Origin of the sequence: Hoeflea ulvae (assembly GCF_026619435.1) — a bacterium.
Lineage (GTDB): Bacteria > Pseudomonadota > Alphaproteobacteria > Rhizobiales > Rhizobiaceae > Hoeflea > Hoeflea ulvae.
This window is the reverse complement of the sequence record NZ_JAOVZQ010000001.1, coordinates 472,562-495,496: the sequence shown is the minus strand read 5'-3', so window position 1 is coordinate 495,496 and position 22,935 is coordinate 472,562. Positions and strand designations below refer to the sequence as shown.

At 63.2% G+C, this 22,935-nt stretch carries 20 protein-coding genes; 1 reads left to right on the top strand and 19 read right to left on the bottom strand.

Going from position 1 to position 22,935, the window contains the following annotated elements; genetic code table 11:
- Nucleotides 1-22: 22 nt before the first annotated feature.
- From OEG82_RS02460 to OEG82_RS02415, 10 genes are all read right to left on the bottom strand, one after another.
- Nucleotides 23-1,489: an aldehyde dehydrogenase family protein gene (locus tag OEG82_RS02460; RefSeq protein ID WP_425497517.1), complete on the bottom strand. Its 1,467-nt coding sequence runs from the start codon at nt 1,487-1,489 to the stop codon at nt 23-25.
- 30 nt (nt 1,490-1,519) lie between these two features.
- On the bottom strand, nt 1,520-3,130 hold the full coding sequence (locus OEG82_RS02455) for an ABC transporter ATP-binding protein (RefSeq protein ID WP_267610888.1): 1,611 nt from the start codon (nt 3,128-3,130) through the stop codon (nt 1,520-1,522).
- Nucleotides 3,127-3,990 carry an ABC transporter permease gene (locus OEG82_RS02450; protein WP_267610887.1) on the bottom strand — a complete coding sequence of 288 codons (864 nt, stop codon included), beginning with the start codon at nt 3,988-3,990 and terminating at the stop codon, nt 3,127-3,129. The genes OEG82_RS02455 and OEG82_RS02450 overlap by 4 nt, the downstream gene beginning before the upstream one ends.
- Complete coding sequence (locus OEG82_RS02445; protein ID WP_267610886.1) at nt 3,987-4,937, bottom strand: ABC transporter permease; 951 nt, start codon at nt 4,935-4,937, stop codon at nt 3,987-3,989. Before OEG82_RS02445 ends, OEG82_RS02450 begins: the two co-directional genes overlap by 4 nt.
- A gap of 70 nt (nt 4,938-5,007) precedes the next feature.
- Nucleotides 5,008-6,498 (bottom strand): ABC transporter substrate-binding protein, encoded by a 1,491-nt coding sequence (locus OEG82_RS02440; protein WP_267610885.1) that lies wholly within the window; start codon nt 6,496-6,498, stop codon nt 5,008-5,010.
- Between the two features lie 36 nt (nt 6,499-6,534).
- Nucleotides 6,535-7,842 carry an acetylornithine deacetylase/succinyl-diaminopimelate desuccinylase family protein gene (locus OEG82_RS02435; RefSeq protein ID WP_267610884.1) on the bottom strand — a complete coding sequence of 436 codons (1,308 nt, stop codon included), beginning with the start codon at nt 7,840-7,842 and terminating at the stop codon, nt 6,535-6,537.
- 63 nt (nt 7,843-7,905) lie between these two features.
- Nucleotides 7,906-8,235 (bottom strand): septal ring lytic transglycosylase RlpA family protein, encoded by a 330-nt coding sequence (locus tag OEG82_RS02430; RefSeq protein WP_267610883.1) that lies wholly within the window; start codon nt 8,233-8,235, stop codon nt 7,906-7,908.
- A 181-nt stretch (nt 8,236-8,416) separates the two neighbouring features.
- A complete protein-coding gene (locus OEG82_RS02425) occupies nt 8,417-9,289 on the bottom strand; it encodes an SDR family oxidoreductase (RefSeq protein ID WP_267610881.1) in 873 nt (290 codons plus the stop codon).
- Nucleotides 9,290-9,337: 48 nt separating this feature from the next.
- Nucleotides 9,338-10,483, bottom strand: coding sequence for a tRNA epoxyqueuosine(34) reductase QueG (gene queG / locus OEG82_RS02420; RefSeq protein WP_267610880.1), 1,146 nt, complete (start codon nt 10,481-10,483; stop codon nt 9,338-9,340).
- Between the two features lie 31 nt (nt 10,484-10,514).
- Nucleotides 10,515-11,207, bottom strand: coding sequence for a glutathione S-transferase family protein (locus OEG82_RS02415; protein ID WP_267610879.1), 693 nt, complete (start codon nt 11,205-11,207; stop codon nt 10,515-10,517).
- A gap of 192 nt (nt 11,208-11,399) precedes the next feature.
- Between OEG82_RS02415 and OEG82_RS02410 the strand changes: the two genes are divergently transcribed.
- Nucleotides 11,400-12,203 (top strand): undecaprenyl-diphosphate phosphatase, encoded by an 804-nt coding sequence (locus OEG82_RS02410; RefSeq protein WP_267610878.1) that lies wholly within the window; start codon nt 11,400-11,402, stop codon nt 12,201-12,203.
- A gap of 512 nt (nt 12,204-12,715) precedes the next feature.
- Here OEG82_RS02410 and OEG82_RS02405 read toward each other — a convergent pair.
- From OEG82_RS02405 to OEG82_RS02365, 9 genes are all read right to left on the bottom strand, one after another.
- Entirely contained in the window at nt 12,716-13,465 is a 750-nt protein-coding gene (locus OEG82_RS02405) for a sulfite exporter TauE/SafE family protein (RefSeq protein ID WP_267610877.1), read from the bottom strand.
- A 35-nt stretch (nt 13,466-13,500) separates the two neighbouring features.
- A complete protein-coding gene (locus tag OEG82_RS02400; RefSeq protein WP_267610876.1) occupies nt 13,501-14,481 on the bottom strand; it encodes a complex I NDUFA9 subunit family protein in 981 nt (326 codons plus the stop codon).
- A 229-nt stretch (nt 14,482-14,710) separates the two neighbouring features.
- A complete protein-coding gene (locus tag OEG82_RS02395) occupies nt 14,711-15,004 on the bottom strand; it encodes a DUF1330 domain-containing protein (protein ID WP_267610874.1) in 294 nt (97 codons plus the stop codon).
- A gap of 19 nt (nt 15,005-15,023) precedes the next feature.
- Nucleotides 15,024-15,752 carry an orotidine-5'-phosphate decarboxylase gene (gene pyrF / locus OEG82_RS02390; protein WP_267610872.1) on the bottom strand — a complete coding sequence of 243 codons (729 nt, stop codon included), beginning with the start codon at nt 15,750-15,752 and terminating at the stop codon, nt 15,024-15,026.
- Nucleotides 15,753-15,843: 91 nt separating this feature from the next.
- Nucleotides 15,844-16,425, bottom strand: a complete 582-nt coding sequence (locus OEG82_RS02385) for an NADPH-dependent FMN reductase (RefSeq protein WP_267610870.1) — start codon at nt 16,423-16,425, stop codon at nt 15,844-15,846.
- An 88-nt stretch (nt 16,426-16,513) separates the two neighbouring features.
- Nucleotides 16,514-17,110, bottom strand: a complete 597-nt coding sequence (gene pmtA, locus OEG82_RS02380; protein WP_425497516.1) for a phospholipid N-methyltransferase PmtA — start codon at nt 17,108-17,110, stop codon at nt 16,514-16,516.
- A gap of 106 nt (nt 17,111-17,216) precedes the next feature.
- The gene (gene dnaJ / locus OEG82_RS02375; protein ID WP_267610869.1) at nt 17,217-18,347 is read right to left on the bottom strand and encodes a molecular chaperone DnaJ; all 1,131 of its coding nucleotides are present in this window, start codon (nt 18,345-18,347) and stop codon (nt 17,217-17,219) included.
- 96 nt (nt 18,348-18,443) lie between these two features.
- Nucleotides 18,444-20,366: a molecular chaperone DnaK gene (dnaK, locus tag OEG82_RS02370; RefSeq protein WP_267610867.1), complete on the bottom strand. Its 1,923-nt coding sequence runs from the start codon at nt 20,364-20,366 to the stop codon at nt 18,444-18,446.
- 253 nt (nt 20,367-20,619) lie between these two features.
- Nucleotides 20,620-22,821 (bottom strand): transglycosylase domain-containing protein, encoded by a 2,202-nt coding sequence (locus OEG82_RS02365; protein ID WP_267610866.1) that lies wholly within the window; start codon nt 22,819-22,821, stop codon nt 20,620-20,622.
- Between the last annotated feature and the right edge of the window lie 114 nt (nt 22,822-22,935).

Sequence of the window (22,935 nt, the reverse complement as noted above, 5' to 3'; positions counted from 1 at the left end):
CTTTACTCCCGGAATGATTGGACTATTTGCCGTGCCAGACGGCAACGGTCTTGAGCGAGGAGAAGCCGTAGAGCGCCTCGAACCCCTTTTCGCGGCCATGGCCGGATTTGCCGACCCCGCCAAAGGGCAGCTCCACCCCGCCGCCGGCGCCGTAATTGTTGATGAAGACCTGGCCGGAGCGGATCGCCCGGGCCAGGCGCATCTGCCGGCCGCCATCGCTGGTCCAGACCCCTGCAACCAGGCCGTAATCGGTGCCATTGGCGATGGCCACGGCCTCTTCTTCGTCGCGGAACGGGATGATCACCTGCACCGGGCCGAAAATCTCGTCACGCGCCAGCACATGATTGGGATCGACACCGCCATACAGCGTCGGCCGCACATAATGGCCGCCCATCGGCGCGGATTTCGGCATCTGACCCTCGGCCACCGGGGCCAGTCCGTCTTCGTCGGCTTCAGCGAGAAAGCCCTGGACGATGTTCTTCTGGCGCTCGGAAATCAGCGGCCCGATCGACTGGTCCTCCATTGCGGCGCCGACAGTGAGCGCCCTGTAGCGCTCGCTCATCAGTTTCACCACCTCGTCATGGCGCGAGGCTTCAACCAGAATCCGCGAGGAGGCCGAGCAAGTCTGGCCGGCGTTCTGAATGCCGGCATTGACCAGAAACGGCAGGGCGCGCTCGAGATCGGCATCGTCAAAGACGATCTGCGGGGATTTGCCGCCCAATTCCAGCGTCACCGGGATCACATTATAGGCCGCCGCCTGCTGGATTTTGCGTCCGGTCTCAAGCGAGCCGGTGAACGAGATGTGATTGACGTCCGGATGGGCGCAGAGCGCCGCACCGGCTTCCTCGCCGAGACCGGGAACAACATTGAGCGCGCCGTCGGGCAGTCCGCAATCGCTGGCGATGCGGGCAAAGGCCAGTGCTGTCAGCGAGGCTTCCTCGGCGGGTTTGAGAACCGCGGCATTGCCCATCGCCAGCGCTGCGCCGACAGAGCGGCCGAGGATCTGCATCGGGTAGTTCCACGGGATGATGTGGCCGGTGACGCCATGCGGCTCGCGCAGGGTGAAGACGGTGTAGTCATTGAGATAGGGGATGGTCTCGCCGTGCAGCTTGTCGGCGGCGCCGCCATAGAATTCGAGATAGCGCGCCAGCGCGCGGGCATCGGCACGGGCCTGGGATAGCGGCTTGCCGACATCATGGGCTTCGAGCTTGGCCAGCCATTCGACATGGTCTTCCACCGCACGCCCGATCTTGGCGAGCAGGCGGCCGCGCTCGGCGGCGGTCATCTGACCCCATTCACCCGACAGGGCAGCGCGCGCGGCCGAGACCGCAGCATCGATCTCGCCGGCACCGCCACGGGCGATGCGGCCGATTTCATGACCGGTGGAGGGATCTTCGACCGGCAATGTCCTGCCGCCACTGGCGCCGATCCATGTGCCGCCGATCAGGCATTGGCTGGTGTCAAATCCGGCATCAAGGGTGTCGGTCACGGGATGTCCTTTCCTTCGGCTCTTTGCCGCTCAGCCTTCAGGCCGGGCGAGAGCTGCTTCCAGCGATGGTGTGGCAGCCACCAGCCGCCTTGTATAGGGGTGTTGCGGATTGCGGAATATGGTCTCGGTCTCGCCCTGCTCGACGATCCGGCCATCCTTCATCACCAGAACCCGGTCGGTGATGGCGCGGACCACCGACAAATCATGCGAGATGAACAGATAGGACAGATCGAGCCGGTCGGAAAGCTCGGCCAGCAGATCGAGAATCTGGGCGCGGATCGACACATCCAGCGCCGAGACCGCCTCGTCGAGAACGATCAGCGCCGGCTCGATGATCAAGGCGCGGGCGATGGCGATGCGCTGCCTTTGGCCGCCTGAAAATTCGTGGATATATTTGTCCGCATCCGATGATGACAGCCCGACCTCGCTCAGCGCCCGGTCGACGCGCCGGTCAAGCTCGGCGCCTTGCGGCCTCACCTTGAGAAGATGGAACGGTTCCGTAACGAGGCGCCGAACCCGGTGGCGCGGGTTGAAGGAGCCGTAGGGATCCTGAAACACCACCTGCATCCGGGCCCTGAGTTCCGGATGCGGGCCCTCGCCGGCGCTGGAGACCACATGGCCATTGAGACGGATCTCGCCGCCCTGCAGCGCATCGAGCGCGAGGATTGCGCGGGCCAGCGTGGACTTGCCGCAGCCGGATTCGCCGACAAGCCCGACATTTTCACCATGGTGAATGTCGAAGGCGACAGAATCGACGGCGCGGAACGGCGGCCGGCGGACGAACAGATTGCGGCGCGGCTGCTGGTAATCGCGCACCACCTGGGCGACCGAGAGCACCGGCGTGACCGACGGTTCCGGCTTGCGGCCACGGTCGGGCACATGGGCGGAGGCCGAGAACAGGGCACGGGTATAGGGATGGCGCATCTCGCGAAAGATCTCGCGCGTCGCGCCGGCCTCGACCACCGCGCCGTCCTTGAGAATGGCGATCGTGTCGGCCAGTCCGGCGACGACCGCGAGATCATGGGTGATCAGCATCAGTCCCATGCCCTCTTCGCGCACAAGCTGCTTCAGCAGTTCGAGGATCTGGGCCTGGGTGGTGACATCGAGCGCGGTGGTCGGCTCGTCGGCGATCAGCAGTTTGGGCCGGAGCGCAATCGCCTGGGCGATGACGACGCGCTGGCGCTGGCCACCGGAGAGGTCATGCGGGTAGCGGTCGAGCGGGAACTGCGCTTCAGGCAGACCGACGCGATCGAGCATGGCTCTTGCGACGGCATAGGCCTCGCGGCGGCTGGCGCCGGTGTGCACCCGCACGGTTTCGGCCACCTGATCGCCGATTGTCTTGACCGGATTGAGCGCCGTCATCGGCTCCTGGAAAATCATGCCGACATCGCGGCCGCGCATCCGGCAGAGTGCGGCCTCATCCATGGTCGCAAGATCAGCGCCGCCGACGGTGATGCTGCCGCTCCAGCGGCTGCCGCGCGGCAACAATTGCATCACCGACAGCGCCGTCATCGATTTTCCCGAGCCGGATTCGCCGACAACGCCGAGAATCTGGCCGGGTTCGAGCCTCAGGTCGATATCATGCAGCACGGTGTTGCCGTGGATCTCGACCTTGAGATTGGAGATACTGAGCGCGCTCATCCGCGTCCGTGCCTCAGCCTGGGATCGAACAGGTCGCGCAGGCCATCGCCCATCAGATTGAGGCCGAGCACGGTGATGATGATGGCAAAGCCGGGAAACAAAGCCATATGCGGCGCCAGCGAAATCAGCGTCTGGGCATCGGCCAGCATCCGGCCCCAGCTCGGCAGCGGCGGCTGTGCGCCGAGACCGACATAGGCGAGCGCTGCTTCAGCTAGAATGGCCAGCGAAAACTGGATCGTGCCCTGAACGATCAGCAGATTGGCGATGTTGGGCAGGATGTGCTCGGCGGAAATGCGCGCCTTGTTCTTGCCGGCGACCCTTGCGGCGAGAATGAAATCGCGGGTCCACAGCGACAATGCTGCGCCGCGCGCCAGCCGGGCAAACACCGGCACGTTGAAAATGCCGATGGCGATGATGGCGTTGATCGCACCGGGGCCGAACACGGCGGTGATCATGATGGCCAGCAGCAGCGACGGGAAGGCAAAGACCAGATCATTGCCGCGCATGATGATTTCATCGACGAGACTGCCGCGGCGGGCCGCCGCATAGAGCCCCAGCGGCACCCCCAGGGAAATGCCGATGCCGACTGCGACAAAGGCCACGGCAATCGACACCCTGGCGCCGACCATGATCATCGAGAATATATCGCGGCCGAAATGATCGGTGCCGAACCAGTGTTCCAGCGACGGGGTGCGCAGCTTGGTGGCAATCGAGAGCTTGGTCGGATCAAAGGGGGTCCAGACAAAGGAGAGCAGCGCCAGCAGGATGAAGAAGCCCGACAGCACGACACCGATGACAAAAGCGCGGTGGCCCAGCGCCATTTGAATAAAGGAGCGGTTGGTGGAGGTCCCGGTGCTCATCGCCTGTGCCTCCTGAGCCGCGGATCGGCGGCGGCATAGGCGAGATCAACCAGAAAGGTGACCACAATGACGGCAAAGACCAGCAGGATGACCACCGAGCGGACGACGATCAGATCACGCTGGGTGATGGCCTGGAACACCAGACGGCCGAGGCCGGGCAGATAGAACACATTTTCGATGATGATGCCGCCGGCCAGCAAGAAAGAGAATTGCAGACCCAAAATGGTCAGCACCGGGATCAGCGCGTTGCGCAGCGCATGCCGCCACAGCGCCTGGCTGCGGCTGAGGCCCTTGGCCCGGGCGGTGCGCATGAAATCCTCGTCCAGCGTGTCGATCAGCGATGAGCGCATCACCCGCGCCAGAATCGAGGCCTGCGGCAGCGCCAGCGCGATGGCCGGCAATGTCAGCGCCTTGATCGCGGTCCAGAAGCCGGCGTCCCATCCGGGGAAGCCGCCGGCGGAGAACCAGCGCAGATTGATGGCGAAGATCAGCACCAGGATCATCGCGAACCAGAAATTCGGGATCGCCACGCCGAGCTGCGTCGCGCCCATCACCGAGAGATCGGCGGCGGAATTGCGCCGCGAGGCGGCAAGGATGCCGGCGGGAAAGGCGATCAGGGTCGACAGCGCCAGCGCATAGAGCGTCAGCGGCAGCGAGATCATCACCCGTTCGGCAATCAGTTCGGAGACCGGCACCCGGTAGGTGTAGGAGACGCCGAAATCACCCTGCAGCAGCCCTGCCACCCAGCCGAGATAGCGCAGCGGCAGCGACTCATCGAGGCCGAGCTGGAGGCGCAAGGCGGCGACCGCCTGCGGATCGGCATTGATGCCCATCATGAAGGAAGCCGGATCGCCCGGCACGGCTTCCATGACCAGGAATATGACAAGGCTGGCCGCGACGAGACTGAGCCACAGCGAAAGCAAGCGCCTGAGCAGATAGGCAGTCATCGGGCAGGGTCCATTCCCATGAGTGCCTGACAGCCGGACCCCCGCCCGGCCGTCAGGTCTCGATCAGGTATCACTCTTCCCAGTGGACACCGGTCATGTCATTGGCCTGGGTCGGCGAGTTCAGCCACAGACCCTTGAGCTTGGCATCGGCGACGCCGGTGCGGGCAAGCTGGAACAGATAGGCGTTGACATAATCATCCGCGATTTTTGTCTGCGCCGCCTGCATCAGCTCGGTGCGTTTGGCCGGATCGGTGGCCTGGTCGAGATCGGCCATGATCGCCTTGAAATCCGGATCGCCATACTGGAAATAATAATCATCACGGCCATAGATGTCGATATCCATCGGCTCGGTGTGGGAAACGATGGTCAGGTCGAAATTCTTGGCCTTGAAGACATCATCGAGCCATTGCGCCCATTCGACATTGGTGATCTCGGCGGTGATGCCGACCTCACGCAATTGCGCCGCGATGATCTCGCCGCCACGGCGGGCATAGCTCGGCGGTGGCAGCTTCAGGCTCAGGGTCAGATCGGAGACACCGGCCTCGGCCAGCAGCGCCTTCGACTGCTCCGGGTCATAGGCAGATTGCGCCGTCAGATCGACATAGGCCGGGTTGTGCGGGGCAAAATGGGTGCCGATCGGCGTGCCGTAGCCGAACATGGCGCCATCGATGATCGCCTGCCGGTCGATGGCATGCGCAATCGCCTGACGCACCAAGATGTTGTCGAGCGGCGGCTTCTTGTTGTTCATGCCCAGAATGGTTTCACCCTCGGACGAGCCGATGATCACGGAAAACCGCGGATCGGCTTCGAACTGGACCAGGTTTTCCGGCGCCGGATAGCCCGGGAAGGCATCAAGGTCACCGGCCATCATCGCGGCAAAGGCTGCGGTCGGGTCGGAGATGAACTTGAAGGTGACATGATCGAGCTTGACCGCCGCGCCCCAGTAATCTGGATAGCGTTCGAGATCGACGCGGTCGCCCTTGACCCATTCGGCGAATTTGAACGGGCCGGTGCCGACAGGATTGGCCGCGTTGCCGTCAGCACTCTCGGGCGCAACGATCACCGCGTCGCCCCAGGCCAGGTTGAACAGGAACGAGCCGTTCGGCTTGGACAGGGTGATCTTGACCGTGGTGGGGTCGACGACGTCAACCGAAGCGATATCGGCAAACAGTGCCTTCTGGGCATTGGTCGACTCGTCACCACGGGCCCGGTCGAGCGAGAACTTGACGTCCTCGGCGTCAAAACCCGAACCATCATGGAATGTCACGCCGCTATGCAGCTTGAATGTATAGGTGAGGCCGTCCTCGGAAATCTCCCAGCTTTCTGCCAGCGCCGGAAGGATTGCGCCATCGGGGCCGAAACGGGTGAGGCCTTCGAAGACATTGGCATAGACCACCTCGTCAATCGCCGCCGCGGCGCCGCCCGTCGGGTCGAGATTCGGCGGCTCCAACTGCATGCCGATGGTGGCGTCCATCCCGGCGGCGGTCGCCGGCGTGACGCCGAGCGCCAGTCCCAGCGCCAGTATCGAAACGGCTGCAGCCGCAATCGGGTTCTTTGTCATGTAGATTTCCTTCACTCCCGTTGGCCCGGCGCTGTCTTAGGCGCGTCCGTGCAAAAGATCGTCCACAGCGAAGGCCATCACCTTCGCCGAGTCAATCATGTCGTCGATCCCGACATATTCGTCCGGCTGATGCGCCAGATCGAGAATGCCGGGTCCATAGGCAATACAGTCTTTCAAGCGACCTATGCGGTCAATATGTTTCTGGTCATAGGTGCCCGGCGAGACCACGTGAACCGGCTCGCAGGACAGCGCCGAGCGAATGCCGCGCTCGACCGCCTTGACCACCGGTGACTCCACCGAGGTCATGGTCGGGCTGACCTGCCAGAGCTCCTCGAAATCATAGCGAAATCCCGGCCTCTCGGCCTTGACCCGCTCGAGCAGCGCGACAATCTCCTCACGCACCTCATCTGCCTGTTCCTCGATCAGATAGCGCCGGTCGATGACCATGCGGGCACGATCGGGAACGCAGGCCGAGGGAAAGCCGGTGAACCCGGCTTCCGGCTCGGTCTGGCCGCCATGCAGGGAATTGATATTCATGGTCGATTGCCGGGCGCCGTCGGGCACTACCGGCATGGCGGTGCGCTTTTTGGCCAGCGCCGGAAACAGCGAGTTCTCCATCTCGGAGATTACCGCACCCATGTGGCGCACGGCGCAATCGCCCAGAAACGGCATCGAGCCGTGGGCAATGCGGCCATGGGTGCTGATCTGTGCCCACATGACGCCGCGATGGCCGAGGCAGATGCGGTCCTTGTTGAGCGGTTCGGGAATGATGACGTGCTGGACGCGTTCGGGCGAGAAATAGCCCTGTTCGGCCAGCCAGGCGACGCCGCCATAACCGCCGGTTTCCTCATCGGCCGTGCCGGAGATCTCGATGGCGCCGGGATGGTCCGGCCACAGCGCGACATAGGCCTCCGCCGCAATGATGGAGGCCGCCAGCCCGCCCTTCATGTCGCAGGCGCCGCGGCCATAGATCCTGCTATCGGCCACCGTTCCGGCAAAGGGATCGAAGGTCCAGCCAGCGCCGGTCTCGACCACATCGATGTGGGAATTGAAATGCACGCAAGGCCCTGAGCGGCCGCCTTCGCGGCGGGCAATCACGTTCCAGCGGGGATGACGCTCGCTGTCGCCGGGCGTGCCGATGGCGCGCAGCAGCTCGATGGCGAAGCCGGATTTTTCCAGGCGGCGGGCGAGATATTCGCAGATGTCGCGGTAGAACTCGCCGGGCGGGTTGAGCGTCGGAATCCGGATCAGATCCTGCGTGAGGGCCACAAGATCATCGCGCCGGGCGGCGATTTCCCGCGACAGCGCCTGCTGCCTGTCAGATTGGTCGACGGCCTGCGCCATGTAAGCTCTCCCTGCTGCCGCGCCACAATAGCGCGACAGACAGGTCTGGCAAGCCGGTCAGGATCAGGAAATGACGCGAAAACAAACCTTTGCGACACCTGCCTTGATCATGCCCAGATGACCGGCGGCCGCCTTGGAGACATCGATGATGCGGCCCTTGATGAAGGGACCACGGTCATTGATGCGCACGATCACGGACTTGCCGTTGCGCGGGTTGCTGACTTCCACCTTGGTGCCGAAGCTGAGCCGCGGATGCGCAGCGGTGAGCTTGGAGGGGTCCATGCGTTCGCCCGACGCGGTGCGCGAGGTCAGCGCATACCAGGACGCACGTCCGCAGGACGGGGCAGCCGCAGAGGCCGGGGTGAAGGTGGTGAGCGTGGTTGCAGCGGTCATAACGGCTGCAAGGAACAATCCGGAGGCCCGTGCGTTAAGCTTTGTTGACGTCAAATTCTCGATCCTTGTGTTTCGCCCGTGTGTTGCACACCGAACCGGGCCAAAAAAGGATGCGGGAAATCACTTGTTGTTTCTTTTTGTTGCGTTGCAGCAGGAACTGTAGTGCAGTGATCTGCCGGTGTTACCCGGCCCATTCTCCATTACGCCAGAGATTGTCGAGCCCTGCTTCATAGTCCGGATTGAGAAACTCGTAGCCGGCGGCCTTGATCCGGGCATTGGCTACACGCTTGTTTTCGCCATAGAAAGACCGCGCCATCGGCGACAGATCGGCGGTGTCGAAATCCATTTCCGGCGGCGGTTGGACGCCCAGGAGTTTCGCGGCATATTCGACCACATGCTGCGGCGGCGCCGGCCTGTCATCGGTCACATTGTAGATGCCGCCAAGGTTCTGCCGCGCCAGAAGAGCGGTGGCGCCGCCGATATCAGCGACGTGAATCCGGTTGAACACCTGGCCGGGCTTGATCAGCCGCCGCGCCTTGCCCGCCTGCATGGTCTTGAGCGCGTTGCGGCCCGGACCATAAATGCCGGAGAGGCGAATGGTGGCAAGCGGGACGCCGGCCTCTGCGGCCAGCCGGGCCCACTGGTCTTCCGCCGCACGGCGCGCCACCGAACGCTTGGACACTGGCCGGCAGGGCGTGTCCTCGTCGACCCAGGCGCCGCCGTGATCGCCATAGACCCCGACCGTCGACAGATAGCCGATCCATTCGAGCTTCGGCAGGATCTGCTTCAGACCGGCTCCCAAGTTCTCGAGCAAAGGATCGCCGTCGTCATCCGGCGCAATCGACATCAGCAGATGGCTGACCTCGGCGAGCGGCTCGCGCAGATTGTCGGTGAGACTGCCGCCATCATAGAGGAACGGGGACAGGTCGGCCGCGCGCAGCTCGGCAAAGCGGGTTTCGCTCCGGGTGGTGCCGCCGGCAAAGTCACATTCGCCTGCCAGCGCGCGGGCAATGGCGAGACCGGAAAATCCGGCGCCGAAAATCATCAGATTCATCTGCCAATCCATCCTTTCATGCAATTTCGGTGTCGCCACTCCATGGTTTCACGGAGCCGGCGCAAGGGCCATGCGCCATTCGGCGCGGACGTCATCGTCGGGTTCGGCGGGCGTCCGGGCCTGCAGGCGCTTCATATGGTCCGGTTCGCTCAATTGCGACAGCGCCCAGACCGCAGCTCCCCGCACCAGCGCGGAGGCGTCGCCCAGCAGGGCTTCGCATTCAGGCACCAGGCTTTGATCACCGCTGTTGCCGGCGGCAATGAGGACATTGCGCAGGAACCTGTCGCGGCCGATCCGCTTGACCGGTGAGCCGGAGAAAAATGTCCGGAAAGTCGCATCATCCAGCTTCAGAAAATCGGCGAGCGGCGGCGACGTCAGATCGTCTCGCGCCATCAGCTTGGCCTCATGCGACGCCACCGCATATTTGTTCCACGGACAGGCGGCCAGGCAGTCGTCGCAGCCATAGATGCGGTTGCCCATGGCGCGGCGGAATTCGTGCGGAACCGGACCCTTGTTCTCGATGGTGAGATAGGAAATGCAGCGCCTTGCGTCGATCTGGTAGGGCGCGGGGAAGGCATTGGTCGGGCAGGCATCGAGACAGGCCCGGCAGGAGCCGCAATGATCGGTCTCGCGGTCATCGGTGGGCAATTCAACGGTGGTGAAGATCGAGGCGAGAAACAGCCACGAGCCCTGGGTACGGCTGACCAGATTGGTGTGCTTGCCGATCCAGCCCAGGCCTGCGGATTGGGCCAGCGGCTTTTCCATCACCGGGGCCGTGTCGACAAAAACCTTGACGTCGCCGCCCGAGCGGGAGGCAAATTTGCCGGCCAGTTCCTTGAGCTTGCCCTTGATCAGGTCGTGATAGTCGCGGTTGCGGGCATAGACCGAGATGTTGGCGCTGGATTTCCGCTCGAGATTGGCAAGCGGCTCGCTCTGAGGGCCGTAATTCATTGCCAGCATGATCACCGATCGGGCTTCCGGCCACAGATTGCGCGGGGCGCTGCGGCGTTCCACCGTTTCGGCGATCCAGGCCATCGAGCCATGCCGGTCGAGATCAACGAAGTGATCGAGCCGTTCACGCAATTGCGGATCGGCATCGGACCCGGTCACGGCAAGCTCGCAAAATCCCAGCGCCTTGGCCTCCTTACGCAGGAAAGTCTTGAGCCGCGCCGCCCTTGCGTCAGTGATGACCATGGACGATTCGGGGCCGGAACCAGTCATCGAGCTAGAAATCGAGATCGGCGTAATGCGCAACCGGCGGCAAATTCCTGATCCGGTCGGTCAAAAGCGGCCTGAACGAGGGGCGGGACTTGATGCGCTGGTACCATTCCTTGGCCTGCGGATATTCGTTCCAGTCGATCTCGCCAAGATAGTCCATCACCGACAGGGCGGCGGCAGCGGCGAGATCGGCATAGCTCAAGCGGTCGCCGGCGAGCCAGGTGCGGGAGCCTGCGAGCCAGGACAGGTATTTCATGTGCTGGCGGATATTGGCGCGGCCGGTGCGCAGCATCTTCGGGTCCGGCGCGCTGCCGCCCTTGCTCGAGGGCAGTTGCAGCTTGATGAAGCGTTCGCGGACCAGCGGGCGCACGACATCCTGCTCGAACTTGACCAGGAACCATTCCATCAGCCGCCGGATCTCGGCGCGGCTGAACGGATTTTCGGCCAGCAGCCGCCGGTCACGCTTGAACACGCCGAAGGATTCATCGAGCCATTCGGCGATAACATGCGGACCGCACAGGGCGTGGCCATTGTCGGTCACCAGCACCGGCAAGGTCTCGGCCGGATTGAGCTTGAGAAATTCCGGACGCCGTTCCCACGGAAGCTCTTCCCTGAGCTCAGCGGCAAAATCGACCTCGTTGAAACACACCCGCGCGAAGCGCGAGGCGGCGGACACTGTGTGATGATAAAGAACTGGCATTATTGAAGCTGGAGGCGTTCTCGTTGGCGCGACGCGCGGGACTGGTCAGATTCCGGAAAATAAAGCTATAGGGATTGGCCCACCGCAAGACAAGCGAATCACTGACCGGATTTTGGCAACGACTTTGTGGCAAAACGGGCGATCCATCTGGATTTTCGTGAAAATCAGTCGAGACAGGGAACAGGCACCAGAATGAATGAGTCGACAATTGTGGGGGCATTTCTCGGCCTCATCGAAGGTCTCACCGAGTTTGTTCCGGTGTCTTCGACCGCGCATCTGTTGCTGGCGGGGCATTTCCTCGGTTTCAAATCTCCCGGCAACAGTTTCGAGGTTCTGGTCCAGCTCGGCGCCATATTGGCAATCCTGTCGGTCTATTTCGCAAGGCTGTGGAAACTCGCCATGGAGCTTCCGTCCAGCGCCCGGGCGCGGCGATTCGTCGGCGCGATCCTGCTGGCATTCCTGCCGGCAGCGGTGATTGGCGCCTTCGCGCATGGCTTCATCAAGTCGGTGCTGTTCGAATCGACCGCGCTGATCTGCTGGGTGCTGATCGGCGGCGGTGTGATCCTGCTTGTGATCGACCGGATGAAGCTCACGCCGAAATACACCAATGTGATGGATTATCCGCTGCCGCTGGCGTTCAAGATCGGACTGTTCCAGTGCCTGGCGATGATTCCGGGCACCTCGCGCTCGGGCGCGACCATCGCCGGCGCGCTACTGATGGGCGCCGACAAGCGCTCGGCCGCGGAATTTTCGTTTTTCCTCGCCATGCCGACCATGGTCGGCGCCTTCACGCTGGATCTGTACAAGAATTACGACAAGCTCGCCTATGATGACATCGTCACCATCGTGGTCGGCTTTGTCATGGCCTTCATTGCCGGCGTGATCGTTGTGCGCGGCCTGCTGGACTTTGTCTCGCGGCACGGCTTTGCCGTGTTTGCCTGGTGGCGCATCGCCGTGGGCACACTCGGCCTCGTCGGCCTGTGGCTGATGGCCTGAAGCCCGCCACGGTCATGTCCGGAATGAACTGCCCGTGACGGCCGCAGGCGCCGGGCCGGCGGCAGATCCGTAGCCCGGGCACCGGACCAGGCGCTGTCGCCCGATCCTGCAAGATGATCCTGAAGATCAGTCGGTGCTGGCCTGAACGGCGCAGGGATCCACGCCATAGGCGGGGGTGCAGCCCTTGGGCGAGTGAGCGACGCTGCGCGGTGCGAAAGCCGATGCGGACAGAATGACCACAATTGCAAAAGCGAATGCGGATACGACTGTTTTGCCCATTAATTCAATTCCCGACCTGTATTAAACTCAACTTTACGAATGACCTTCCGGCAGATGCACATGGCAGGCGTTTTCAACCCTCCAGCGCCCGTTGCCGGGCGTCGGTTTCCGTTCGCTTGCGCGCCGGAACATGCTTATGATGAGAGGCTGTGGCGAATTACGCTGGGGCGGCTGTCCGTTCAAGTCCTATTCCTGCAAGACCCCATTTATACCGGGATAAACTTAAACCAATGCTAACCATGCGCCATTCCGGCAACACCGCGCCGGATCAGGTCGATGGCAAGCAGGGTCAGGCAGAGCCTGAAGATCAATTGAAAGCGGCTCTCGGATGTCTTGCGCAGGATGTTCGCCCCCACCCAGGTTCCGGCCAGTCCGGTGACAATCATAGCCGCGATCAGCGGCAGCCAGGGCGCAAAGGCGAAGCCGGCCAAGGCAAAGGCGATGGTCTTGACCAGGTGCTGCAGGCTCATCACCGCAGCCGTTGTGGCCTGGAACCGCAACCGTTCGGGAAAGGTCTTGGACAGCACGACCGCGTTGAACGGTCCGGTGGCGCCGAAGATCATGGTGAGAAAGGTGGTGATGGCGCCGGTAAGGGCGAAACCGGGAAGCCGGATCGCGGCCAGACGCGGCAGCCGCAGCCAGGTGATCAGCAGGATGAAGAACCCGAGAGCCGCCTTGAGCACCGAATCGGAGAGGGCGCCGACGGCACTGCTGCCCGCCCAGGCTCCGGGAATGGCGCCAATCAGGAAGGCGGCCAGGCAGGTCCAGGCAACATGGCTGCGCAGAATCGCCGCGCGGCCGACATTGGAGCCCAGCTGCACCACGCCGTGCAAGGGAATGATGGCCGCGACGGGGACCAGATAGCCCATCAGCGCCAGCATGGCGACACCGCCGCCGATGCCGACCGACACGGTCAGCGCCGAGGTGAAAAAGCTCGCCGACACCAGAACCATGGCGACCCAGGGTTCCAGTCCCGCCGGCATCAGCGCCGCAAACAAGGAGGCCGGATCGGCGGCGCTCAGGCTTCGCTCCCCGTGCCGCTGTACTGGCCGTGCGGGCGATAGCGGGTGAGGTAGCTCGGCAGGATCGCCTCGACGGTGGCCGGCGCAATGCCGATCCCGGCCAGGGTCCGGTTTTCCGCGGCCGCTTCGGCGGAGACGACATTGTCGCTCTTGAGCAGGGTCACCTGGTCGCTGGTCAATGGCGGCTCGATGAAGGGAATGAGACCGGCGATCTTGCCGATCAGCGAGGCCAGGCCCCAGGGCAGGGTCACCAGCGCGCGCTTGCGGTAGGTGATCTTGAGGATCTCCTCAAGACATTCCCGGAAACTCATCACCCGCGGGCCGCCCAGCTCGTACACCGTGCCGGGAACCAGCAATCCGTCGACGCTGCGCGCCACGGCCTCGGCAACATCGCCGACATAGACCGGCTGAAATTTGGTCTTGCCGCCACCGATCAGCGGCAGGGCGGGTGCGAAACGCGCCATTTCCGCGAATTTGTTGAAGAAGCCGTCTTCCGGTCCGAACACGATCGAGGGACGCAGGATCACCGCCTCGGGCAGGATCCTGGACACGGCTGCCTCGGCGAGACCCTTGGATCTGGCATAATCGGAGTCCGATTCGGCATCGGCGCCGATGGCCGAGATATGGGTCAGGCCGGCGCCGGCGGCACGGGCAGCTTCGGCCACCGCGCGGGCGCCAAAGGCCTGGACCGAATCAAAGGTGTTGCGGCCCGATTCGAAGAGAATGCCGACGCAATTGATCACGTGATCGGCGCCCTGAACCGCCCGGTCGACCGAATCGCGGTTACGCAGATTGGCCTGAACGGCCATGATCTGGCCGACGCCGCCGAGCGGCTGAAGGTGAATGGCGAGATCGGGCCGGCGCACGGCCACCCTGATCCGGTAACCGCGGCGGGCGAGTGCGCGCACCACGTGGCGGCCAACAAAGCCGGACCCGCCGAATACCGTGACGAGCTTGGGTTGGTTCAGCGATGTCATCTGTGCTCTCCCTGACAGGATCATTGGGGCAGGTAAATGTGACTGAAGCGCCGCGTCAGGTCTGACGCAAAACCGCTGCAGCGGGGATAGTCTCAATAGGCGACATTAGCCTCAAACCGCTGCCGCTTCGAGGACAAATGCAAATGGTCAACGAAGCTCATAGTCAAAAACGGCGGCAAGGTGAAGGGCCAAGTCCTGCGCCATATCGACCGGACCGGATCCCGGTGCCTCAGCCGTCGTGGCCCTTGATGACGATCAGCTCGCCATCGGAGACTTTCTGGCGGATTGCCCGGGCCTTTTGATAGGTTTCGGAGGCGTAGCAGGCCAGCGCCGCCTCGTAAGTGGGGAATTCGATCACGACATTGCGCGCACGGGCGTTTCCTTCGACCGGGTCGAATTCGCCGCCACGCACCAGAAATGTCGCGCCGAACTCCCTGTAGGCGGGCGTCGCGGTTTCGACATAGGCCTTGTAGGCCTCCGCATCATGCACATCAATGCGCCCGATCCAGTATCCCTTTGCCATGTCGGCTTCCCCTCCGGTGTCAGTATTGCGCCATTTCCAGGCGGATTGCGCGGGCAGCGGCGGCCGGGTCGCTTGCCGCCGAGACCGGACGGCCGACCACCAGGTGCGAGGCGCCGGCTTCGAGCGCCTGCGCCGGCGTCATCACCCGTTTCTGATCGCCGTGCTCGGCGCCGGCCGGGCGGATGCCCGGTGTGACGATGGCCATGCCGGGACCGACGATGGTCCGCACGGCGCGGGCTTCGGCGGCCGAGCAGACGATGCCGCCCATGCCGGCGTCGCGCGCTTGGGCTGCGCGGCGCAGGACCAGCTGTTCGGGCGTGGCGGCATAGCCGGCGTCGGCCAGATCATCCGCGTCCATCGAGGTCAGCACCGTAACGCCGAGCAGGCAGAGATCACTGCCCCGCGCGGCCTCAACTGCAGCCCGCATGGCCTTGGGATAGGCGTGCAGGGTGAGCATGTCGACGCCCATGCGGACAACGCTCTCCACGCCCTTGGCAACCGTGTTGTCGATGTCGAGCAGTTTCATGTCGAGAAAGACCTTGCGGCCCGAAGCCTTGAGGTCGCGCGCCAGCAGCAGACCTCCGGCAAAGGCGAGCTGATAGCCGATCTTGAAGAACACCGCCTCATTGTCGATGCGCGCCACCAGCGCCTCGGCCTCGGCGACGCTGGGCACATCGAGCGCGACAATCAGGCGCGGGTCAATGGTGTCACTGGCAGGCGAAGCTTGATCAAGCACTGCATTTTCCATGATGCATTCCCTCCGTGTTTTCCGGTACTCGCATGAAGACACGGGCTTCGCAAGCCTGTTCGCGCCGCCGCCGCGGCCCGCGGCCTGCGGCTCAGCGGCTGTTCATCATGACGCAATGGGTGATCAGCGAGGTGCAGGCCCTGGTCAGCATTGCCTGGGTGCGCTCGTCGATGATCCGCCCGTCCTCGCCAAAGGCGGAGGCCGCGCCGCCGACCGAACATTGCTCGCTGACGACCTGCGCACCGACATTCATCATCACCGGACGGACATGCGACAGGCACCGGATGCCTGCGAACTTGCCGTTGGAGGCCGAGCCGAGCGCCACGTAGCGGCCGGCCCAGGGCTTGACCGCCCGCTCGCCGTCCTTCGCAATCAGGCTGACCCAGTCGATCATGTTCTTGAGAAGCGGCGGGATCGACGAATTATATTCCGGGCAACACAGAAACACCCCGTCCTGTGCGGCGATCAGACGGCCGAGCTTCATGGCATTGTCCGGAATGCCCGACTGGTTCTTGAGGTTTTCATCGACGATCGGCAGCGGGTAATCGGCCAGAGAGATGCGGGTCACATCCGCACCCTGCTGGGCCAGTTCGACCGCTGCGGCGGCAGCCAGGGCCGCGTTGAAGGAACCGCTCCGGTTGGAGCCGGGCAAGACCAGGATCTTGGGTGTCATCTGCTACTCCGCTGCTGTGTTGCCGGTTGCGCGGCGCCCGCGCCGTCCTGCCGGGCAGACAGGCCGCACAACCGGCTTCTTCATGAAATCAATGGGTCCGCCTGTAGATCCACAACCGCGCCGGCGGCACGTTGCGCATGACAAAATCGTGGTGGATCACCTCGAAACTGGCGCCGTGCGAGGTCACCGGGGACTTCGGACCATAGGAAAACTGCACCACCGGACGTCCCGGCGGCAGGCGGTCGAGAAGATCCTCGATCAGTGCGACGCGCCGGGCCATGGGAAAATTGAGCAGCGGAATACCCGAAATCACGCAATCGAACAGGCTGGTGTTCAGGCTTCCCAGCGTCACGCCAAGGTCGAATGCATCGCCGCAGATGAAATCGACGCCGGGAAAATCGACCATCAGGCGGGCATGAAAATCGGGGGAAAATTCGACGGAGACGAGATCGGAGGGGATAACGCCACGGGCCAGGATGGCGCGCGTGATCACGCCGGTTCCCGGTCCGAGCTCAAGCACCGGCAGACCGGAAGCGGGATTGATCAGCCGCGCCATCGACCGCGCGGTGACGGACGAGGTGGGCATGATCGCGCCGACGGCCCTGGGCCCGTGCATCCAGCCTTTGAAAAAACGGATCTCGTCGTCAAAATGCTTGGCGATCCGTCCAGGAAAACTGATACTCACGGCCTGCCCTTTCGGCGTCTATACCCGGTCCAGAACCCAATCTATACGACGGGTCCTGGATGTAAAACACGGTATATCCTGAGCAACGCCGGTACGGGCCGCAAGATCAGTCAGTCAGCGTATCGAAAAAGCCCTTCATCCGCGAAAAGAAGCCGGTGGATTCCGGACTGGTCTCTTTAGAGGACAGTTCCTGGAATTCGGTCAGCAATTCACGTTGCCGTTTGGACAGTTTCTGCGGGGTCTCGATGGTAATCCGGATATAGAGATCGCCGAACTGGGCCGAACGCAGCACCGGCATGCCCTTGCCGCGCAGCCGCAGTTCCTTACCCGGCTGGGTGCCTTCGGGCACGGTCACGCGCGAACGCGCGCCATCCATGGTGGTGATCTCGAACTTGCCGCCAAGTGCTGCCGAGGTCATCGAAATCGGCACCGAACAATAAAGGTCCGCGCCTTCGCGCTGGAACACCGCGTGCGGCCGGACGGACAGGAAGATGTAAAGATCGCCCGCAGGTCCGCCACGCGCACCGGCCTCGCCTTCGCCGGTCAGCCGGATTCGGGTGCCGTCCTCGATGCCTGCCGGAATGTTGACCGAGAGCGAGCGCTCTTCGGTGACGCGGCCCTGACCCGCGCATTTGGTGCAGGGATCGGTGATGGTCTGGCCGCGGCCGTGACAGGTCGGGCAGGTGCGCTCGACCGAGAAGAAACCCTGCGCCGCGCGCACGCGACCGGCGCCGCCGCAGGTGCTGCAGGTGGTCGGCTGGGTGCCGGGCTTGGCGCCCGAGCCGCTGCAGACATCACAGGTGATGGATGTGGGAACACGGATCTGCGCGGTCTTGCCCTCATAGGCTTCCTCGAGCGAGATCTCCATATTGTAGCGCAGATCGGCGCCGCGCTCGCGGCCACCGGCCGAGCGTCGGCCGCCACGGCCGCCCATCATCTCGCCGAAAATATCCTCGAAGATGTCCGAGAAACCGCCGCCGCCACCCATGCCGCCGCCGCCCATGCCGCCCTGTTCGAAGGCAGCGTGGCCGAACCGGTCATAGGCCGCACGCTTCTGGGGATCCTTCAAGGTCTCGTAGGCCTCGGAGATCTCCTTGAACTTGTGCTCGGCCTCGGCATTGTCGGGGTTCTTGTCCGGGTGGAACTTCATGGCAAGTTTGCGATAGGCGCCTTTCAGCTCCTTCTCGTCCGCGCCACGCGCCACACCGAGTGTTTCGTAAAAATCAGCCTTGGCCATACTACTCCGCCGACGTCCTGAGTTCACTTACCGCTACCGGCCGGGGTGCCGGATCGTGACCCGGGAGAGAACTCCCGGGTCCGTTGCGTTCGCCTATCAGGCTGACTTCTTTTCGTCGTCGCCGTCGTCGTCGTTGACTTCCTCGAAGTCCGCGTCGACGACCTTTTCGTCGCCTTCGGCCTCGGCTTCGCCGTCGGCGCCTTCAGCCTGGTTCTGCTCATAGATCGCCTGACCCAGCTTCATGGAAACTTCCATCAGGGTCTGGCTCTTGGCATTGATCTCCTCGGCGTCGGCTTCTTCCGCCTCAACCGCAAACTTGAGCGCCGCGATCGCATCGGTGATCGCGGTGCGGTCTTCCTCGGAAACCTTGTCACCATATTCCTTGAGCGACTGCTCGGTGGAATGGATCAGGCTTTCGCCCTGGTTCTTGGCTTCAACACCGGCACGGCGCTTCTTGTCGGATTCCGAATTGGTTTCGGCTTCCTTGATCATCGCCTCGATGTCGGCATCGGAGAGACCACCGGAGGCCTGGATGCGGATCTGGTGCTCCTTGCCGGTGCCCTTGTCCTTGGCCGAGACATTGACGATGCCGTTGGCGTCGATATCGAAGGTCACCTCGATCTGCGGCACACCACGCGGTGCCGGCGGAATGCCGACGAGGTCGAACTGGCCGAGAACCTTGTTGTCGGCAGCCATTTCGCGTTCACCCTGGAAAACCCGGATCGTCACCGCATTCTGATTGTCTTCGGCGGTGGAGAAGACCTGGCTTTTCTTTGTCGGGATGGTGGTGTTGCGGTCGATCAGGCGGGTGAAGACACCGCCAAGGGTTTCGATGCCGAGCGACAGCGGGGTCACGTCGAGCAGCAGAACGTCCTTGACGTCACCCTGGAGAACGCCGGCCTGAATGGCCGCGCCCATGGCGACAACTTCGTCCGGGTTGACGCCCTTGTGGGGCTCCTTGCCGAAGAACTTCTTCACCACTTCCTGGATCTTGGGCATGCGGGTCATGCCGCCGACCAGAACCACTTCGTCGATTTCGGCAGACTGAAGACCGGCATCCTTGAGAGCGGCCTTGCACGGTCCGATGGTGCGCTGGACGAAATCATCGACCAGGCTTTCGAACTTGGAGCGGCTGAGCTTCATGGTCAGGTGCTTCGGCCCGGAGGCGTCGGCAGTGATGAAGGGCAGGTTGATTTCGGTCTGGGCCAGCGAGGACAGTTCGATCTTGGCCTTTTCGGCAGCTTCCTTGAGACGCTGCAGCGCGAGCTTGTCCTTTTTCAGGTCAATGCCCTGCTCTTTCTTGAACTCGTCGGCCAGATATCCAACCAGGCGCATGTCGAAGTCTTCACCGCCGAGGAAGGTGTCGCCGTTTGTCGACTTCACTTCGAAGACGCCGTCGCCGATTTCGAGAACCGAGACGTCGAAGGTGCCGCCGCCCAGGTCGTAGACCACGATGGTCTTGCCTTCGGTCTTGTCCAGACCATAGGCCAGCGCCGCAGCGGTCGGCTCGTTGATGATACGCAGCACTTCAAGGCCTGCAATCTTGCCGGCGTCCTTGGTGGCCTGACGCTGGGCGTCGTTGAAGTAGGCCGGAACCGTGATGACGGCCTTCTCGACCTTTTCACCAAGATAGGATTCGGCGGTTTCCTTCATCTTCTGGAGGATCATCGCCGAGATCTGTGCCGGCGAATAGCTGTCGCCATTGGCTTCGACCCATGCGTCGCCATTGTCGCCGCGGACGATCTTGAAGGAGACCAGCTCCTTGTCCTTGGCCACGGCCTTGTCTTCATAGCGGCGGCCGATGAGGCGCTTGACCGCAAACAGGGTGTTCTCCGGATTGGTGACCGCCTGCCGCTTGGCCGGCTGGCCAACCAGACGCTCGCCGTCGTCGCTGAAAGCGACCATGGAAGGCGTTGTGCGGGCGCCTTCCGCGTTTTCGATCACGCGGGCGTCCTTGCCATCCATCACTGCGACACAGGAATTTGTGGTTCCGAGGTCGATACCGATTACTTTCGCCATATTACTTTCTCCTTGAAGCGAGCTGCCGGGACCCGGTCAGGCGTTCCATACGACAGCCCCTAACGGGACATTACTGAAAACAGGATGACGAGTGCCATCCGTCTCCGCTATCCAGGCCAGACCACTGCAAAGCGGCGCCCGCCGGAAGCGTTGAGGCGTATATAAGAATGTCGCCTCAAGACTGCAAGCGCCACAGCACTGCCAGTTTATGAGCTGAAGTCTGTTTTGCGGACTCAAGCTGCCGCTTTACCTATTAATTGCCCATCAGGATATCAAGCAGGGTGGTTCGCTTTGGATTGGCATTGGGCGCCGAACCGCCGCCGACATCGGCCGGCGGGGTCAAAAAGCCCTGCCCGGTGGCACCCGTCGCATCCCGCGAGACCGGCACCGGCGCCAGGCCGCGCACCAGATCGGCCACGGCATCGCCCTCGCCCGATCCAGGCCCGTCGATGGCGACGGGGGGCACCGGGCCGCCGATCGGCAGACTGACCGGCGGCAGGCCTGAATGGGCCACCTGCATGAACTGCTTCCAGGTCTGGGCCGGCAGGCCGCCGCCGGTGACCTTCTTCATCGGCTTGCCATCGTCATTGCCGAACCAGACCCCGGTGGCCAGATTGGCGGTGTAGCCGACAAACAGCGCATCGCGGTAGGACTGGGTGGTACCGGTCTTGCCGGCGGCCAGCCAGCGGTCGAGCTTGGCATTGTGGCCGGTGCCTTCCTCGACAACCCGGACCAGCATCTGGTTCATCATCGCCGCGACCGCCGGATCGAGGACCCGTGGCGGATTGTCATAGGTGTTTTCATACAGCACCTTGCCGTCCTGGGTGCTGACCCGGCGGATGACATGCGGCGTCGCCTTGTAGCCGCCATTCATGAATGGCGCATAGGCTCCGGTCAGTTCCAGCAGCGTCACTTCGGAAGTGCCAAGCGCGATCGAGGCATTGGCCTGCAGCGGCGCCTCGATGCCGAGCCGGTGGGCGGTCTTGACCACGGTTTTCGGCCCGACCTCCATGACCAGCTGGGCCGCCACGGTGTTGAGCGAATCGGTCAGCGCATCCGACAGCGTGACCTTGCCGCGATATTTGCTGTCATAGTTTTCCGGCGTCCATTTGCCGATCCGCACCGGCGCATCATTGCGCACCGATACGGGTGTGCGCCCCTGTTCCAGTGCTGCGGTGTAGACAAAAGGCTTGAACGCCGATCCGGGCTGGCGCAGGGCATCGGTGGCGCGGTCGAACTGGCTGGTGGCATATTCGCGCCCGCCGATCAGCGCCCGGACCGCACCGGTGCCGTCGATGGAGACCAGGGCCCCCTGGCTGACATTGAGCTTGGCGCCGTTTTCGGCAAGCGCCGTCCTGAGCGCCTTTTCGGCCTCGTGCTGAAGATTGAAATCGATGGTGGTGTCGACAACCAGATCCTCGGCGATCTTGCCGACCAGGCCGGGCAGACGCTGCATGACCAGATCGGCGACATAGTTTTCGGAACCGGTCCAGTAGCTCTTGGCGCGCACTTGCGGACTGGTCAGCGCCGTGGCGGTTTCGCTGTCGGTGACGACGCCCTGATCACGCATGGCGGCAAGCACGACTTGCGCCCGGTCTTCGGCGGCCTTCGGATCACGGGCGGGCGAGAGCCGTGACGGCGCCTTGAGCAGGCCGGCAAGAAGCGCTGCTTCGGCCAGCGAGACATCGCGGGCGGGCTTGCGGAAATAACGCCGCGACGCGGCCTCGACGCCATAGGCACCGGACCCGAAAAACACCCGATTGAGATACATTTCCAGGATCTGGTCCTTGGTGAAGCGGTGCTCCAGCCACAGCGACAGCAGCACCTCCTGGACCTTGCGTTCAACCGTGCGCTCGGGCGACAGGAACAGGTTCTTGGCCAATTGCTGGGTCAGGGTCGATCCGCCCTGCACCAGCCGCCCGGCCATGACATTGGCAACCATGGCGCGGGCCAGGCCGATCGGATCGACGCCGAAATGCGAATAGAAGCGCCGGTCCTCGATGGCGATCACGGCTTCCGGGATATAGGGCGACATCTCGCCCAAGAGCAGCGCCTCGCCGCCGGTGGCGCCGCGATTGGCCATGGTCTCGCCGCGGACAGAGACGATCTTGACGTTGGGCGACCGGTCGGGAATCGTCCAGGTGGCTGCACTGGGCATCCGTGCGCCGTAGAAAATGACCACGCCGGCAATGGCGATGCCGCCCCAGATCGCCAGCACAAAACACCAATAGACCATCGCGCGCAACGCGCCCGTCAGCCGGCCGCGGGAGGTGCGCCCCTTCGGCCTGCGGGCCTTGGTCCCGGTTTTCTTGCGACGCCTGGCCGGAGCGGATCCGGATTTGGCTGCCGATTTGCCGGCCACGCGATCATCGGCAAGAGTGCGCGACACCGCCTTCGAGCGGCCGCCTTCAAACGACGGTTCGATGCGGCTTCGGGTGGTTTTCTTGCGAGCCATGAAGGGTCCGGATGCTGATTGAACCCCGGTCGGCTTCACCGGCAAAGCGTTTGCGGCGGCAGTCCGGGATCTGGTTTCACAGCAATTTCGGGCCGGGACCTGACGATGTCCCAT